This is a genomic window from Enterobacter sp. P82 (genome assembly GCF_037053385.1).
Taxonomy (GTDB): domain Bacteria; phylum Pseudomonadota; class Gammaproteobacteria; order Enterobacterales; family Enterobacteriaceae; genus Enterobacter.
Genome location: NZ_JBALHX010000001.1, coordinates 1,236,552 through 1,253,222, shown reverse-complemented (window position 1 = coordinate 1,253,222; position 16,671 = coordinate 1,236,552). Strand labels below are relative to the sequence as shown.

Sequence of the window (16,671 nt, the reverse complement as noted above, 5' to 3'; positions counted from 1 at the left end):
GGTTCGATTTTCAATCATCCCGCAAAGGTATCATTTCAGTGCGTAATTATCGCACTGGACAGGACGTAGCATTATGAAGACACATCCACAGTACGAACCCTGGCTGCAGGGCATGTTCATCATCGCGAAGCATTATCGGCTGGATTTTTCGGCGGAGCATGTTCGGGTCACTATTAACCATGAAAGTCAGTCTCCGCGCCAGCTGGTGCTGGAGGAGATGGCGCGCCAGCTTGGGCTGGGGATGCGTATGGTCGCAGCAGATGCTGTATCCCTTGACCCGTGGCGCTTGCCGATGCTGGCGGAATTCACCGGCGGGCAAATCGCGGTGATCGCTCGCATGGACGGTGAAGGTAATGTCAGTCTGCAGTTCAGTGGCGACGGAGGTCTGGAGACAACGCTAACGCGTGAGGAGCTAGGTTCACGGTTAACAGGACTGATGGTGCTGCGCCCGCTTGAATCCGCGCCGGATGCCCGCGTGGATGACTACATCAAACCGTATGAAAAAAACTGGTTCTGGCAACTGGCGCTGAAGGACTGGCGACGCTACAGCGACATTATGCTGGTGGCGCTGGTCGCTAACGTGCTGGCGCTTTCCGGCATGGTCTTCTCCATGCAGGTGTACGACAGGGTGGTACCGTCGCAGTCTGAAGCCACGCTGTGGGTGCTGTTTGGTGGCGTCATGATCGCCATCGTGTTCGAATTCATCATGCGTATGCTGCGCGTGCATATTTCTGACGTGGTGGGGAAGCGTGCCGACCTGCGCATCTCCGAACGCGTTTTTGCACATGCGCTACGGATTAAAAACGGCGCGCGCTCTAAATCAACCGGATCGTTTATTGCCCAGATCCGCGAGCTGGAGTCGGTGCGCGAGCTGATCACCTCCACCACCATTGCGGCACTTTCCGATCTGCCGTTTTTCCTGCTGTTTGTCTTTATTCTGTGGATGATTGGCGGTCCGCTGGTGCTGGTGGTTCTGCTCGCCGTACCGTTACTGCTCATTCCGGGTCTGCTGGTGCAGCGTCCGCTGGGTAAACTCTCCAGTGAGGGGATGCGCGAATCCGCCATTCGTAACGCCACGCTGGTTGAAGCGGTGCAGGGCATTGAGGACATCAAGCTGATGCGCGCCGAGCAGCGTTTCCAGAACCAGTGGAATAACACCAACGACGTTGCCGCCAGCGTCGGTATGAAGCAGCGCTGGCTGACGGGCCTGCTGCTCACCTGGACGCAGGAGGTGCAGTCGATTGTCTATGCGGTGGTGCTGCTGGTGGGCTGTTATCTGGTGATCAGCGGTGACATGACCACCGGCGCATTGGTGGGGACCTCGATTCTGGCGTCGCGCACTATCGCGCCGTTATCGCAGATTTCAGGCGTGCTCTCGCGCTGGCAGTCGGCAAAAGTGGCCCGCAAGGGGCTGGACGACCTGATGCAGCGTCCGATTGACGATCCGCAGAACGGCAAAAAGGTGCACAAAGCGCACCTGCGCGGCGACTACAGGCTTGAGGACGTCGGGTTTTATTACGACGAAGAAGAGAAACTCACCGTACTCAACATCAGCAAGCTGCAGATCCGTGCCGGAGAACGGGTTGCGGTGCTGGGGCGAAATGGTTCCGGTAAAAGTACGCTGTTACAGCTTCTGGCGGGTATGCAGGAGCCGCAGCAGGGGAGCATTCTGCTGGACGATATTGCCCTGAACCATCTTGATCCGGCCGACGTGCGTCGTGATATGCAGTTGCTCAGCCAGCAGGCGCGCCTGTTCTTTGGCTCGGTGCGTGACAACATCCTGATGGGGAACCCGCTCGCCACTGACGATGAAATTCATCATGCGCTGGTCAACAGCGGTGCGCTGGAGTTTGTGCGCAAACAGAAAATGGGGTTGAACACCATCATCAACGAGGGAGGCACGGGGCTATCGGGCGGCCAGCGCCAGGCGCTGTTGTTGGCGCGCGCCCTGATCACCTCACCGCATATCCTGCTGCTGGATGAGCCTACCGCCTGGCTGGATGAAGTGAGCGAGAAGCAGTTTATTCAACATCTTCACAAGTGGCTGGGTAAACGTCGGACGTTGGTTGTGGCAACTCACCGCTTGCCTATTCTGGACCTGGTCGACCGTATCATTGTGCTGGAAAACGGTAAGGTGGTGATGGACGGTCCACGTGACGCGATCCTGCATCAGCACGGTATGGCACCGCAAAAAGCGGCTCAGCGCACCGTGACCATGAAACCGGCAGCGGTGGCAGAGGAGGGCGCGGCATGAATGATTTCTCACGTTTCAATAGTCGTCTGAAGGAGCCGCGCTTACCGCGATCGTCCCTGGTGGCATGGTCGCTGTTCGCCCTGCTGGCGGTGTTTATCATCTGGGCGAGTCTTTTCCAGCTTGATGAAGTCACTACCGGCAACGGCAAAGTTATACCTTCATCGCATGAGCAGGTGATTCAGTCTCTTGAGGGCGGCATTATTCACAGCCTGATGGTGCGCGAAGGTGACATTGTTGAACGCGGTCAGCAGCTTGCGCAGCTTGACCGGACCAAAACCGAGTCGAGCGTGCTGGAGAGTGAGTCTCGTCTGAATGCCGCGCTGGCAACGGCTGCGCGCCTGAAGGCCGAAGTGAACGATACGGAGCTCGCATTTCCTGAGGAACTGGATGACGACGTTGAGCTGGTCAAGCAGGAAACGGCGCTCTACCAGTCCCGTCGCGAGAGTCTGGAAAAAGGGCTGGCTGGTTTGCGTCAGGGGGCTGAACTGGTGCAGCGAGAGCTGTCGTTAACCCGACCACTGGTGACCCAGGGGGCGGCCAGTAAGGTTGAGGTATTACGTCTTGAGCGTCAAAAAAATGAGCTTGAGAATAAAATCACCGAGATGAAAAACCAGTACTACGTTCGCGCCCGTGAAGAGCTGGCAAAAGCCAATGCGGAAATTGAAGCCCAGCGTTCGGTGATGAAGGGCCGTGAGGATTCCCTGACCAGACTGACCTTCAATGCGCCAGTTCGTGGGATCGTTAAGGATATTGACGTTACAACCGTTGGCGGTGTTATTCCCCCCAACGGCAAACTGATGAGCCTGGTTCCGCTGGACGACCAGATGGTGGTTGAGGCGAAAATCTCACCGCGTGATGTGGCGTTTATCCATCCAGGCCAGAAAGCGCTGGTGAAAATTACGGCCTATGACTACTCCATTTATGGTGGGCTGGAAGGGGAAGTGACCATGATTTCCCCGGACACCTTACAGGATGAAGTGAAAAGAGACGTCTACTACTATCGCGTTTACATCCGTACCGACAATAACCATCTGACCAATAAGCAAGGCAAAGAATTTCCGGTCTTTCCGGGCATGATAGCCACGGTTGATATTAAAACGGGCAGTAAAACTATTCTGGATTATCTGTTGAAACCATTGAATAAAGCGAAAGAGGCGTTACGAGAGCGATAGGTGAATGGCGTTCGGAACACCGAACGCCTCCTGAGTTAAGCGGTTGACGTCACGTGATGAGCGTGGCGGCGATCTTTAGGAACAACGTTAATGTAATGCGTGACATATGCAAAATATAATCCGGCATAATTTTCGACGAGTTCGATAAACGCCGGGTATATTGACATACGCCCATCGCCACGATCTTTCAGATAGCCTGCCTCTTGTGCCGATTTGATGATTCGGTTGACGTGAATTCTTGAAACAAAAAATTCTTTTGCGAGTGTGCTTGCTGAATATTCAATAGTTGCACCATAGGCAGATTTGTTTTTTATGGCCTGCAGGTATAGATAGAGCATAATCATTCGACCGCCATCTTTATCGATAAATAATCCCACTTCAGGTAAAACCTTTCTGAACGTTAATCCCCGAAAAAGATATTCTGCCGCGCGACGGAAAAAATTATTTCTCAACACGTCATTATCCAAAAGGTTAACATCAATATTAAATGCCGGATAAAGAATGCTGACCGGCAGAAATGCCCCGGACATATATCGCTTTAGTTCATTCAGGCCTTTTTCAGTTGGCGCTATTCTCGTTTTACGCCTGTCTTCCGTGCAGCGCCAGGTGCTGATGCGCCCGGTGGTTCTGAGTATCGTAATGATTGCAATAACGCTGTTGGGGCTGGCTATTTTATAGCGAGAACATAACTCTTTTATTTCCGAGACAGATTCGGCCTGATTTCCAAAAATAAAACAACACATGGAAAGGATAATGTTAAATCGAGATTCCTGCAGCATTGTTTTGTAGAACAAAGGTTGTTTTTTGTAGATGGTGTCATTAATTGTGTAGTGCTCTAATATTGCCTCACTGAATCGCGGGTTGTTCTTTATAACATCCCTTCGATGTAGTAAGGCCCTGGATGAGATATGATTATCCATAGCGTATTTCTCGTATTTGAATGAGCCGATAGATGAAGTATCCAGTCTTCTTTTTCGGAATTTTCATTATACCCTGAGAATGAAGGATTTGCCGTGGTTATTTGAAAAGAAAAGTATATTTGCACGTTGTGTGGCGTGAGGTGATTAACGCAAAGAAGTTCCAGTAAGGACTGTATCTTACCTTGAAGTTGTACGGTAAAATTAATATTCACATCAGGTGCATGACATTTTATGCATTCACAAATGGAAATGGCGCGTTGGTGCCCGGGAGCAAGTTATGACCCACAAAATTTCTCTCAGAAATGGGGCTTGCGATGAACAAAAATTTGTCATCTCAGCCTGCGGTTTCACATTTCAGGGGTATCGTCTGATCCTGGAAAAATACGGGGTAGAGGCTTCGCTTATTCGCTTTGTCGGGGATGAGATATCTCAACGAGACAGAAAAAATATTCTTATAAATCAGAGTGCTCACATTGTGGTGTTCCTGGGGAAAGGTATTGTCAATCTCCTTGAGAGTCTGAAACGACTGGCATCCGTACTTAATTCGCTACCCGTTATTCAACGCGTCACCCTGTATGGTGATATACCGGACAGTTGGCTGTATCGCACCCTGGGTAGCCTTTTAAATAGCAACCGTCAGTTATCATTGATCCGCATCGCCCGTATTTCTGATGTAATGACCTGTTTCAACATACACAATGATATATTTAAGGATGGTTCACGCTTATTACGGGATCGCTATCTGAATTTTTCTTCTAACGAAAACTTAAAATGGCTAACCAAAAGAGAAATTGATGTTTTATTAAATTTCTACCGAGGCATGTCTGTTAAAGAATTGTGCGACAAAATGGAACTTTCAAATAAAACGGTTTATACTCACCGTAAGGAAGGTATGCAGAAATTACATTTGATCAAGCAATGGGTAAACGACCCACACAATTTCAATGTGAGTGATAGTATTAAGCGCAAAAGTCAAAAAACAGGGTTTACGGTTAAAGAAACGGAAATTTATAATGCGTTACTTAAACGGGAAATATTTCCTGTGTATCAGATTATTACCGATCGGGACAAGAAAGGTGTCGGTTTTGAAATACTTATACGCTGGAATAAAAATGGTAAAATTGTCAAGCCAGCCAGTTTTTTGACTGATATTTCAAATAATGAAATATGGCTAAAGATTACGGCGCTAGTTATCCATGCTGCAGTGTCAGGTATTAATAAATATAACGGTAAATATTATTTTTCAGTTAATATACCACCCCGACTGGCTTCCGGGAATGCATTGCCTGATATGGCAAGGAAAGCCATCGATATGCTACTCAAACCGCGTTGGGCCGAAAATTTAGTCTTTGAATTCGCTGAGGATATTGATGTCACGAAGGACACCAGGATCCCTGAAACCATGCGACATTTACGGAGCACTGGGTGTCGATTGTTTTTGGATGACTGCTTCTCTAACCATCAAACCATGTTCCCGGTGCGACAGGTACATTTTGATGGGCTCAAACTGGACAAGGACATTGTTAAGCACTTCGTAGCAAATGACAATGACTATCACCTTATTAAAGCGATACAGCTTTATAGCGATATGACCGGAACGGATTGCATTGCAGAGGGAGTTGATAGCGAAGAAAAATTTGAGAAATTAGCTGCCCTGGGCGTCAAAAACTTTCAGGGGTATTATTTATCTCGTGCTGTGAAAGAAGATGAGTTAGACCGTATGGTTAGGATTTTTAGTTAAATAAAAATAAAGCCCCGAAGGGCTTTTAATGATTTCCATGCTGGTGGTGAACCTGAGACTTGTGGTGCAAGTTACTGTCTCTGAACGCACATATGTATCAACAATGTTTCGACTGAATTTATTTCAGTGGAAGATAGATATCCGTTTGCAACTCATATTCCGGCACCTCATTAATAAAATTAAGGTAGTGGAAAAATACCGGTGCATCGCGTAGCGTTTCGCCGCTGCCCGGTAACCAGTTACGGAACAGCGCCCAGACCGTCTGGGAAATGTTATCCAGCGTGCCGGTATGACGCCCAACGGCGTATCGTCCACCTTCAATCTCACCATTGGTTACACCGAATTCATTCTCCGCAATGGCTTCAGAAACGCTGCCACAAATATCGAAGCGGAAGGCGTCTGCTGCTGTTGTTGCAGGGTCGTCCCATGCGATGCCAAATGTTCTGCTTTCGCGTACTGGCGATAAGCCCGTACTTTTGCGCCAGGCGATAAATTTCGCCGCGCTCTCATTCACCAGATCGGGGCTGCCGCGGTGATGCAGTATCGCCACTTTAGTTTGTGGGAAATCGACAATTTTTACTTCCATCGTTTGTTGCTCCTGAAAGGTCATTTTCGGTACGCGCTGGTGCCAGCTCAGCCAGTCCGGCTGTTGCCGAAACTGACGGGGGCTTTTTCCAAATGCGTTTCTGAAGGCGCGGCTGAACGATTCGGGGTTCTGGAATCCGGCATCGAGCGCAATATCAATCACCTTGTCCTGTGGATTAAACGCCAGTCGCCAGGAAGCACGACGAAGGCGTAGCCACTGGATATAGCGATACAGCGGCTGGCCGCTGAATGCCAGAAACTGCCGGTGAAAATGATAAGGCGAACAGCAGGCTATCGCGCTGAGCTTCTCCAGCGTGAGCGGCTCATCGAGATGGTGAGCGATATAGTCGCACACCATCGTGAAGCGCTCGCGGTAGGCCGTTTTAATTGCATCGTTCATTGCATCCTCCTGATGACCCACTTTGCCTCACCAAACGGCCAGAATCCTGACCGATCTTGCTAATTATGGAGAAGTTATACTGGCCGCATATCGTTGTGCGGCAGCAATCGCCCTGTCGTCAAAAATATACTGTTCGAAATGATGGCTCGTATCGGTGACGCGATAAATTTTCCATTTACCGTCTTCATTGCGCAGATACACGTTTAACCGCTGTTTTTGCCCATTACCTGCACCCAGCTCGACGTTAACAACTTTTCCGGACACTGAGTTTATTGCGCTGCTTACGCTCAGGTCAGGGATCCACTCCGCGGCATAGTCTTGTGTATAGGTAAAATAATCGGAACCGATAATTTCCTGCTCATTGAGAGAAAGAATTTTCTTCAGACGGAAGAGCGTGTCGTGCGCAATATACTCACGCATTTTTGGTGAATCGAGATTATCTTCATGGGTATCTGTAACGAAGGCCGTAAGGTAGAACGAATAAAAATCATTGATACGTTTTTCCGGCGAATCCATCTGTGCTGAACATCCCGCCAATAACAGGCACATCAAAAGAACGTTACGCATCAGTTTTTCCTGTAAATTTTGTAAGAAGGGCGCGCAGAACGATATCCCGGACCACCCCACATATCTCTTTGTCTGAAATCTGAGTACCAGGTAGTGCCGTCGTAAATTGCCATGTGACCCGCAGGATTACCGCCATCATAGGGCTGAATAACAACCACATCGCCTTCCTGTAATGTTTCGCCTTGTCCTAAAATTCGAAAACCTGCCCGTTCAATATTACCGCCGTAATCTTTTGCGTTAGGTGCATTGCCAATATCCACGCCACCTGCACGTATAGCCTTACGCGTAAATTCTCCACAGCGTTTTTGCGAGGAAGTACCGGCATTCTGTCGTGCATACAGGGCCGCTGCGTGTTTGTTCCATGCCATGTGTTAACTCCTGTTGTAGATGAAAGTGTCACTAAACAACGAGAGTTTCAATCCGATTAGGCAAATAATGCTATTGAAAAATTATATATTTCAGCGGGTTATTGGTTTTTATATTTGATATGTGTAGTTAATCAAATGCTGAAAATGATCTGTTGTTATCACAATCCAAAATGGATGGTTTACATCGCCTGGTAAATACAATTACGCCCTCATATGTAAGGTGAAAGTCATCAGTCTAACTTAAATTTTATGACAAAATAAGAGCTTCTGATGGTGGGGAGTATAAAGAACGAAGTCCAAATCAAGCATTATTTATCATTTCCACATGTTCGCGATAGAACCCTTTAACCCAAGTTAGATAAATGAGATGCGCTCTATTAAAACTTTATCTGCTTAAACCAGATAGAAAAAGTAACTCGCACGAAAGCGAGTTGTGAGGCGCGAGAATGTGCTGGACGAGGAAATTTTTATATGTTGCAGTCTGAATTATGTAAAATATGTGACAGAAAAATTATTGGGCCTGCAAAAGCATTTTTCCATTTGGTTCACAATTCCATCATGCCCATTAGGATGTTATCTTAGTTCCTCATCATCATACAGACGTAAGGATAATCTATGTCTTGGCAAGGCGTACCATTCAAGCTTCTTGAAGCCGGCAGTGTTGAACAGCTTTTTTTGAAACTAACGTCTCTTCCTAAAATAACTATCGACACGCCTACTGACTACAGTCAACTCTGGTTAACGGTTGGAGCTACTTTTCTTGGCGGTATCATTCCTGCACTGATTGCTTGGAGAACGTTTCACGTAAATGCAAAAAATGTAAGAAAAGAAAGAGATGAGCAGCAGCGGTTCTTAAAATCTGAAAGGGCAAAGCAACAGTTGTTTATGATGGGAGAGCGTGCTTCTCAATTTGCCTCATTGAAAGAAGAACGTGAAATACAAAAAATGCTAACCCAAAAGACAATTAATGCACAAGTTATTTCTGCTAACAGGCAGAAATGGATTAATGATTTTCGTGATAATATTGCTGAGTTTTGTTTGTTAATGTTCAATCACTACGATGCCCGTTCAAGCTATCTGATTACTGAGCGTAAGTTGCGGGTAATAACTGATATCTATAAAGGCACTAATTACTCAGAGGATTTTAGAGCTCGTTATCAGGATGCAAGTGATGAATTTGCAAGTTGCCTGGAGAGATCTCAATCAACTCACAATGGAATGGATAAAATGAAATTCCTTATACTGCTAAGTTTGAATCCTAAAGAAAAAGAAACTCACGAAATTAAACGATTGATGATTTTTTTAAAGACTTCAATAAATAGATTGGTTATTGATGAAGCTTCGGGTGGATTGGCTAATGTAACCGAAGTTTATACAGACTTATTAAACGGTTCAGAGGAATTAATGGAGGTAGTGGGGGGGATTCTTAAGAGAGAATGGGAAAGAGTGAAGTTATGTGAATAGACTAAAGCTTTTGTGAAGGCTGAATATTAGATTTAACAATTTAGAATTGATGCATGATAACCACGGAAAACGTAATGTTTACAGACAGTTGTTTGTGATAGTACCATACCCCCCTATAGTATCAGGAGGGCGTGTGCCGCATTCACCCGAAGACAAAAAACGTATCCTTACCCGCGTCCGTCGCATTCGTGGGCAGGTTGATGCCCTTGAACGTGCGCTGGAGTCGGGCGAGCCCTGTCTGGCCATCCTGCAGCAAATCGCCGCCGTGCGCGGTGCTGCCAATGGCCTGATGGGCGAAATGGTCGAAATTCACCTCAAAGATGAGCTGGTGGCGGGGGAAACCACGCCGGATCAGCGAGCTGTACGCATGGCAGAAGTCGGCCATTTGCTGCGCTCTTATCTAAAATAAACCCACATACCTGACATAAAGGGAAGACAATATGAAATCTCGCGCTGCAGTTGCCTTTGGCCCCGGCCAGCCGCTCAAAATCGTTGAAATTGATGTGGCACCGCCAAAGAAAGGCGAAGTGTTGATCAAAATAACCCATACCGGCGTCTGTCATACTGATGCGTTTACGCTGTCGGGTGACGATCCGGAAGGTGTCTTCCCGGCGGTACTCGGTCATGAAGGTGGCGGGATTGTGGTAGAAGTGGGCGAGGGCGTGACCAGCCTGAAACCAGGGGATCACGTGATCCCGCTGTACACTGCGGAATGCGGCGAGTGTAAGTTCTGTAAATCCGGTAAGACCAACCTCTGCCAGGCGGTTCGCGCCACACAGGGGAAAGGGCTGATGCCAGACGGTACCACCCGTTTCTCTTATAACGGCGAGCCGGTTTATCACTACATGGGCACCAGCACCTTCAGCGAGTACACCGTTTGCGCGGAGATCTCGCTGGCGAAGGTGAACCCACAGGCACCTCTGGATAAAGTCTGCCTGCTGGGCTGCGGCGTGACCACCGGTATCGGCGCGGTGCATAACACGGCAAAGGTCAAAGAGGGCGATACCGTGGCGGTGTTCGGTCTCGGCGGCATTGGTCTGGCGGTGATTCAGGGCGCGGTTCAGGCGAAGGCCGGCCGTATCATCGCAGTCGACACCAATCCGGAGAAATTCAAGCTGGCGGGTGAAATGGGTGCGACCGATTTCGTGAACCCGAAAGATCACGAAAAACCGATTCAGGATGTCATCGTTGAGCTGACCGACGGCGGCGTTGACTTCAGCTTTGAATGCATCGGCAACGTGAACGTGATGCGTTCTGCGCTGGAGTGCTGCCACAAAGGCTGGGGCGAGAGCATCATTATTGGGGTTGCCGGGGCGGGTCAGGAGATTAAAACTCGTCCATTCCAGCTGGTGACAGGTCGCGTGTGGCGCGGGTCTGCGTTTGGCGGTGTGAAAGGGCGTACCCAGCTCCCGGGTATGGTTGAAGATGCCATGGCCGGAAAAATCCAGCTCGATCCGTTCGTCACCCATCGTTTACCACTGGAGCAGATCAACGACGCGTTCGATCTGATGCACGAAGGGAAATCCATCCGTACCGTTATTCATTTCGGCGACAAGTAACTCTTCTGCCAGCGGTTTTTCACCGCTGGCATTTCTTTAATAATCTTCTCTAAAGTGTGACCAGTGCGGCGTTTTTAGCCGTAATCTAAATCTCTGCCGTGCCGATGACTATTTAACAGGCGTGTTTTTACGCATCTTACCTACAAGAGAGTCGACGGTCATGGACAACACTACTTCGATGCCGGCACAGCGCAAGCTGAGCTTCTTGCATCACATCAGGCTGGTTCCGCTGTTTTCCTCCATTCTCGGTGGCATTATTCTGCTTTTTGCCTTGAGCTCAGGTCTGGCGGGATATTTCCTGCTACAGGCCGATCGCGATCAGCAGGATGTCACATCCGAAATTCAGGTGCGTATGGGGCTGTCGAACAGCTCAAACCATCTGCGAACCGCACGTATCAATATGATCCACGCTGGTGCCGCCAGTCGTATCGCGGAGATGGATGCGATGAAGCAGAACATCAGCGAGGCAGAAACACGTATCAAGCAGTCTGAAGATAGCTTCACTGCTTATATGAATCGTTCTGTGCGTACCTCCGCGGACGAAGCGCTGGATGCTGACCTGAAAGCGCGCTATGACGCCTATATCGCGGGCCTGCAGCCGATGGTCAAATTTGCCAAAAACGGCATGTTCGAAGCGATTATTAACCACGAAAACGAAACTGCGCGTCCGTTGGACGAGGCCTACAATACCGTACTGCTGAAAGCGATTAAGATCCGTACCGACCGTGCCAATGCCCTGACGGCACAGGCACACAGCCGCACACAACTGGGGCTGATGTTTATGATCGGCGCGTTCGCGCTCGCACTGGTGCTGACGGCAATGACCTTTACTGTGCTGCGCCGCACGGTGATCCATCCGCTGCAGCGTGCAGCGAAACGTATCGAGAATATCGCCAAAGGCGACCTGACGATGCCGGACGATGTGGCCGGACGCAGTGAAATTGGCCGCCTGACGCGCGATCTGCAAACCATGCAGCACTCGCTTGAAAACACCGTGGGTACCGTACGTCAGGGGGCGGAGGAGATCTACCGTGGAACCAGTGAAATCTCTGCCGGTAACACCGATCTCTCTTCGCGCACTGAACAGCAGGCTGCAGCCATTGAGCAGACCGCTGCCAGCATGGAACAACTGACCGCAACGGTGAAACAGAACGCGGATAATGCTCACCATGCCAGTAAGCTGGCGGAAGATGCCTCCGGTAAAGCCAGCCGTGGCGGCCAGATGGTCTCCGGTGTGGTCAAAACCATGGGTAACATCTCCAGCAGTTCGAAAAAAATCTCTGAGATTACTGCAGTGATTAACAGCATTGCCTTCCAGACCAATATCCTGGCGCTTAACGCAGCGGTAGAAGCGGCGCGGGCGGGTGAACAGGGGCGTGGGTTTGCTGTGGTAGCAAGTGAAGTACGTACCCTGGCAAGCCGCAGTGCGAATGCCGCAAAAGAGATTGAGAGCCTGATCAACGAGTCGGTCTCGCTGATCGACCAGGGTTCTGGTGAAGTTGTCGCCGCCGGCAACACCATGAATGAAATCGTGGAGGCGGTTAAACGGGTGACTGACATCATGCTGGAGATTGCCGCAGCGTCTGATGAGCAGAGTCGTGGCATTGTGCAGGTGAGTCAGGCGATTTCTGAAATGGATAAAGTGACCCAGCAGAACGCCTCGCTGGTGGAAGAAGCCTCCGCAGCCGCAGCATCTCTGGAAGAACAGGGCGCACGTCTGACCGAGGCGGTTGGCGCGTTTCGTTTGAGCAGCGTGAAGCCAGGCCGAGTGGCTACACCAGCCTCAGTGACGAAGAGCACGCCGCTACGCCCCGCGGCGACGGTTTCCGGGGATAACTGGGAAACGTTCTGAGTTGCGCCACCAGAAAAAAAGGGACCTTTCGGTCCCTTTTTTCATCTGTTACTTCTTATCGGGTAAGGCATACGCGATAACGTAATCACCGCGATCCGGTGACTGACGGGCACCACCGGCGTTAATGATGATGTACTGTTTGCCGGTTTTCGGCGACACGTAGGTCATCGGGCCGGACTGGCTGCCCACCGGCAGACGGTCTTTCCAGATCTCTTTCCCGGTGGCGGTATCAAACGCGCGCAGGTAGAAGTCCTGAGTGCCGGCAAAGAACAGCAGACCAGACTGAGTAGAGAGCGAGGCACCCAGTGTCGGCATACCAATTGGGATCGGCATATGCATACGAATGCCCAGCGGGCCGGTATCTTCCACCGTACCGACAGGAACCTGCCACACCAGCTTGCCGGTTTTCAGGTCAACGGCTGACATGGTGCCAAACGGCGGCTTCTGGCATGGAATGCCCAGCGGCGACAGGAAACGTTCGCGCATGGCGCCGAACGGCGTGCCATCCATTGGTACGATACCCATCTCGATGCCGCTGGCGTTTTTCGCGACGTTTGCACGCGGCACCATGTAGTTTGCCAGCCCCAGGCGCATATCGTTGACGAACATCAGGCTGTTGTTTGGGTCAACAGAGACGCTGCCCCAGTTCATCCCGCCGAGCGAGCCAGGGAACTGCAGGGAACGGTCGAGACCTGGCGGCGTGAAGACGCCCTGATGACGCATCTCTTTGAACTGAATACGGCACAGCAGCAGGTCGACAGGCGTCGCTCCCCACATGTCGGACTCGGTCAGCGTCTGGTTGCCAATCATCGGCATACCAACAGAATACGGCTGGGTTGGAGAGTAGCGCTCACCTTCGACGTTACCCGCCGGGACAGGACGCTCCTCAACCTTCGCCACCGGCTTACCGGTTTCGCGGTTGAGCATGAAGATCATACCCTGCTTGCTGGTCTGCACCAGTACAGGCGTGGTACCGCCTTTACCGTCGGGCAGGTCGTACAGCAGCGGCTGGGAAGGCAGATCAAAGTCCCACAGGTCGTGGTGGGTGGTCTGGAAATGCCAGCGGACCTGACCGGTAGCTGCATCAACTGCCACGATAGATGAGCTGTATTTATCATCCAGCGCGGTACGTTCACCTGCCCAGAAATCCGGAGTGGCGTTGCCGGTTGGCAGGTAGATCAGGTTCAGTTTGGCGTCGTAAGACATCGCCGACCAGACGTTCGGCGTACCGCGCGTGTAGGTCTGGCCTTCCGGCGGCAGGCCGGTCAGGTTCGGGTTACCCGGATCCCACGCCCATGCCAGTTTACCGGAGTGAACGTCATACGCGCGCACCACGCCCGGCGGTTCGCCGGTGGAGTAGTTATCCGCGACGCGACCGCCGACGACAACGACATTCCCGGCAACCAACGGCGTGGATGTCTGCTGATAATATCCGGGCTTGATCTCGCCCATACCGACGCTCAGGTCTACGGTGCCATGGTCGCCAAAGTCTTCGCAGACCTTACCGTTATCCGCGTTGATGGCAATCAGGCGGGCATCGGTAGTGGGCAGGAACAGGCGGCGAGGGCACGCGGCAGGCTGCGTTTCAATCTGTGACGTTGTCACAGAAGAGCGATCCTCAAAATAGCCCAGACCACGACAACGCTGCCAGTTAGGTGCCGTGGCTTTGGAATCATAGCGCCACTTCTCTTTACCGGAGTCGACATCCAGCGCCAGCACTTTACTGTATGGCGTACAGACATACAGCGTGTCGCCAATCTGCAATGGCGTGTTTTGATCTTCCGCGCCAGAACCATTGCTCTGCGGGATATCACCCGTGTGTGCAACCCAGGCAACTTTCAGGTCACTGACATTCTGCTTGTTAATCTGGTCCAACGCGGCGAAGCGGTCGCCGTGCGTGGTGTTGCCCCAGTGCTCCCAGTTTTTTTGCTGCTCGCCGGGTGCGACGGGTTTAACCGGAACGGGCTCGTTAGCCGCCACGAGGGTTTGCGGTTTAAACATCCAGCCCAGACTGACCAGCATAGCCACCGCAAGCACGGCCGCGATACCGAAAGCGGGAGCCTTGTTCGGTGCGTTATGGTTTGCTGCACGCAGAAAAGGCCACACGATGGCGCAAAGGAAGGCCAGTACGGCAAACGTGAAGAGGCGCGAGAAGAGCGGCCAGAAATCCCAGCCCGCATCGCTTACTGCCCAGAACAGTGAGGCGATAAACGCTATGCTATAAAGCACTATCCCACTGGTGCGACTGGTAAAAATGAGGATCGCGGCAATCATCATCACCACGCCCATTATCAGGAAGTACCAACTTCCACCTACGGTGGCGAGCTTAAAGCCCAAACCGCCGACGGCCAGACCGATGAGCATCATCAGTCCGGCAAGAAGCCACTGCAGAATACGAGGTATCCCGCGCGGCGCGCTGCCAAATGCCATTTCTGTCTCCTTTAGATCCCCCCGCTGTGCCGGGCATGTACCAGTTGGGTAATAATTACAGGGTGGGTAATGATTAATGCGAGTGAATTCGGGTTTATAAAATTATTTACGAACCATTTGGTGAATTCGCCGGTATGATAAAACTGTTAAATTGTTTTACGCAATTGTTAATGAATAATTTCGCATTAATTGATTAGAGCACAGGACTGCCCCTCGTCCCCTTTGGGGAGAGGGTTAGAGTGAGGGGAAAGGTTTCTAGACCGGCATAGATTTGCGAATGGCGCTCAGCAGCGTCTGTGCGCCTGTGGAAAGCGGGGTATCTACCCGAGTCAAAATACCGATGGGTTCACCGGCTCCAGGCGACGTCACCGGCAGTGCGGTAAGCGTACCCTGGCGTAAATCATCTTTTACTGCACCGGAGGGAACGAACCAGACGTAGTCATAATCCAGGGTAAGCTGGCGTGAAAGCGAGGCCGAAAGCGTTTCGATACAACCGGAAGGCAGCGAACATCCCTGCATTTTCAGCAGTGTCTCGGCAGTGTCTCGCGGGACTGTCCCTTTAGGGCAGACCACAACAGGCCACTCCATGACGCGGCTTAAGGTCACGGTATCCTGCAACAAAGGGTGGTCAGGACGCACCACCAGCTTCAGTGATTCCAGGAACAACAGTTCGTAATTCAGACCACCCATCAGTTCAGGATCGGACATTCGACCAATGCCAAGATCCAGTTCACCTGATTTCAACCCCGCGAGCAACATGGTGTTATTCATGGTGGCAACCTGAATCGTGGTATGTCTTTGCTGTTTGTGGAACTGACCGATGACCGGGGGCAGAATACCCAGCGCAGCAGTTGGCAGGGCTCCCACTCGCACAATTTCACTGGAGTGTTCTTCTTTACGATTCAGGGACTGGCCCGCGGTGTTAAGGGCATCAAGTACTTTTACGGCGTGCGTGAGAAATTGCTCGCCCACCAGGGTCAGTTGTGCCCCCAGACGACCACGGTCAAAAAGACGGGTACCGGTAAGTTGTTCCAGCTCATTCAGTGTCTTCGAGAGAGCAGGCTGGCTCAGGTTAAGAGTTTCAGCCGCACGCCCCAGCGTTCCCTGTTGAGCGACGGCCACAAATGTATGCAAATGGCGCAAGCGTATGCGCTGACTGAACAGACCATTTTTTTCCATAGGCGATGTTAAAAACAGAGCGATGCGGGTGACAAGTTAAGTTGTTTAATTTTGATAACTTGATAGCAAAATATTTTTAACATTTGATCTGTTTGAGTTACAACATGTTTTTCGGCAGGTGCCCAAAAGCGAACGTCCTTGTTCTTTTATTGCGCATTGTGAAGGGGGAGCGTTAAACGG

The 16,671-nt window shown here is 50.8% G+C and carries 13 protein-coding genes; 7 read left to right on the top strand and 6 right to left on the bottom strand.

The genetic code is table 11. The features are described from left to right. Positions 1-73: 73 nt before the first annotated feature. A complete protein-coding gene (locus WB237_RS05855) occupies positions 74-2,254 on the top strand; it encodes a type I secretion system permease/ATPase (protein WP_108089958.1) in 2,181 nt (726 codons plus the stop codon). Next, positions 2,251-3,426 carry an HlyD family type I secretion periplasmic adaptor subunit gene (locus WB237_RS05850; RefSeq protein WP_028017475.1) on the top strand — a complete coding sequence of 392 codons (1,176 nt, stop codon included), beginning with the start codon at positions 2,251-2,253 and terminating at the stop codon, positions 3,424-3,426. Before WB237_RS05855 ends, WB237_RS05850 begins: the two co-directional genes overlap by 4 nt. Before the next feature lie 35 nt (positions 3,427-3,461). Here the strand turns inward: WB237_RS05850 and WB237_RS05845 are convergent, their stop codons facing one another. Then, positions 3,462-4,346: a MarR family transcriptional regulator gene (locus WB237_RS05845; protein WP_336211353.1), complete on the bottom strand. Its 885-nt coding sequence runs from the start codon at positions 4,344-4,346 to the stop codon at positions 3,462-3,464. Between the two features lie 277 nt (positions 4,347-4,623). Here WB237_RS05845 and WB237_RS05840 point away from each other — a divergent pair, with 277 nt between their 5' ends. Beyond that, entirely contained in the window at positions 4,624-6,087 is a 1,464-nt protein-coding gene (locus WB237_RS05840) for an EAL domain-containing protein (RefSeq protein ID WP_336211350.1), read from the top strand. Positions 6,088-6,205: 118 nt separating this feature from the next. Here the strand turns inward: WB237_RS05840 and WB237_RS05835 are convergent, their stop codons facing one another. The 3 genes from WB237_RS05835 to WB237_RS05825 form a co-directional block, all read right to left on the bottom strand. After that, positions 6,206-7,072: an AraC family transcriptional regulator gene (locus WB237_RS05835; protein ID WP_336211347.1), complete on the bottom strand. Its 867-nt coding sequence runs from the start codon at positions 7,070-7,072 to the stop codon at positions 6,206-6,208. 63 nt (positions 7,073-7,135) lie between these two features. Further along, a complete protein-coding gene (locus tag WB237_RS05830) occupies positions 7,136-7,639 on the bottom strand; it encodes a YbjP/YqhG family protein (protein WP_336211345.1) in 504 nt (167 codons plus the stop codon). Beyond that, the gene (locus tag WB237_RS05825; RefSeq protein WP_129324986.1) at positions 7,639-8,007 is read right to left on the bottom strand and encodes an NlpC/P60 family protein; all 369 of its coding nucleotides are present in this window, start codon (positions 8,005-8,007) and stop codon (positions 7,639-7,641) included. Before WB237_RS05825 ends, WB237_RS05830 begins: the two co-directional genes overlap by 1 nt. Before the next feature lie 615 nt (positions 8,008-8,622). On the opposite strand from WB237_RS05825, the gene WB237_RS05820 reads away from it, so the two are divergent. From WB237_RS05820 to WB237_RS05805, 4 genes are all read left to right on the top strand, one after another. After that, a complete protein-coding gene (locus WB237_RS05820) occupies positions 8,623-9,471 on the top strand; it encodes a hypothetical protein (RefSeq protein WP_336211340.1) in 849 nt (282 codons plus the stop codon). 133 nt (positions 9,472-9,604) lie between these two features. Next, on the top strand, positions 9,605-9,880 hold the full coding sequence (locus tag WB237_RS05815) for a metal/formaldehyde-sensitive transcriptional repressor (RefSeq protein ID WP_080327146.1): 276 nt from the start codon (positions 9,605-9,607) through the stop codon (positions 9,878-9,880). Between the two features lie 31 nt (positions 9,881-9,911). After that, positions 9,912-11,030: an S-(hydroxymethyl)glutathione dehydrogenase/class III alcohol dehydrogenase gene (locus WB237_RS05810; protein ID WP_336211333.1), complete on the top strand. Its 1,119-nt coding sequence runs from the start codon at positions 9,912-9,914 to the stop codon at positions 11,028-11,030. A 160-nt stretch (positions 11,031-11,190) separates the two neighbouring features. Next, on the top strand, positions 11,191-12,882 hold the full coding sequence (locus tag WB237_RS05805) for a methyl-accepting chemotaxis protein (RefSeq protein WP_336211331.1): 1,692 nt from the start codon (positions 11,191-11,193) through the stop codon (positions 12,880-12,882). A gap of 48 nt (positions 12,883-12,930) precedes the next feature. Here WB237_RS05805 and WB237_RS05800 read toward each other — a convergent pair whose 3' ends face one another. Together WB237_RS05800 and WB237_RS05795 are read right to left on the bottom strand one after the other, a co-directional pair. Then, positions 12,931-15,312, bottom strand: coding sequence for a glucose/quinate/shikimate family membrane-bound PQQ-dependent dehydrogenase (locus tag WB237_RS05800; RefSeq protein WP_336211328.1), 2,382 nt, complete (start codon positions 15,310-15,312; stop codon positions 12,931-12,933). Positions 15,313-15,567: 255 nt separating this feature from the next. Beyond that, complete coding sequence (locus WB237_RS05795; protein WP_336211326.1) at positions 15,568-16,491, bottom strand: LysR substrate-binding domain-containing protein; 924 nt, start codon at positions 16,489-16,491, stop codon at positions 15,568-15,570. Positions 16,492-16,671 lie beyond the last annotated feature (180 nt).

Bases quoted from the DNA above. Each gene is read 5' to 3' on its own strand.
- WB237_RS05840 (WP_336211350.1), top strand. From the start codon at position 4,624: ATGACCCACAAAATTTCTCTCAGAAATGGGGCTTGCGATGAACAAAAA.
- WB237_RS05825 (WP_129324986.1), bottom strand. From the start codon at position 8,007: ATGGCATGGAACAAACACGCAGCGGCCCTGTATGCACGACAGAATGCC.
- WB237_RS05835 (WP_336211347.1), bottom strand. From the start codon at position 7,072: ATGAACGATGCAATTAAAACGGCCTACCGCGAGCGCTTCACGATGGTG.
- WB237_RS05845 (WP_336211353.1), bottom strand. From the start codon at position 4,346: ATGGATAATCATATCTCATCCAGGGCCTTACTACATCGAAGGGATGTT.
- WB237_RS05850 (WP_028017475.1), top strand. From the start codon at position 2,251: ATGAATGATTTCTCACGTTTCAATAGTCGTCTGAAGGAGCCGCGCTTA.
- WB237_RS05855 (WP_108089958.1), top strand. From the start codon at position 74: ATGAAGACACATCCACAGTACGAACCCTGGCTGCAGGGCATGTTCATC.
- WB237_RS05805 (WP_336211331.1), top strand. From the start codon at position 11,191: ATGGACAACACTACTTCGATGCCGGCACAGCGCAAGCTGAGCTTCTTG.
- WB237_RS05795 (WP_336211326.1), bottom strand. From the start codon at position 16,491: ATGGAAAAAAATGGTCTGTTCAGTCAGCGCATACGCTTGCGCCATTTG.
- WB237_RS05830 (WP_336211345.1), bottom strand. From the start codon at position 7,639: ATGCGTAACGTTCTTTTGATGTGCCTGTTATTGGCGGGATGTTCAGCA.
- WB237_RS05800 (WP_336211328.1), bottom strand. From the start codon at position 15,312: ATGGCATTTGGCAGCGCGCCGCGCGGGATACCTCGTATTCTGCAGTGG.
- WB237_RS05820 (WP_336211340.1), top strand. From the start codon at position 8,623: ATGTCTTGGCAAGGCGTACCATTCAAGCTTCTTGAAGCCGGCAGTGTT.
- WB237_RS05810 (WP_336211333.1), top strand. From the start codon at position 9,912: ATGAAATCTCGCGCTGCAGTTGCCTTTGGCCCCGGCCAGCCGCTCAAA.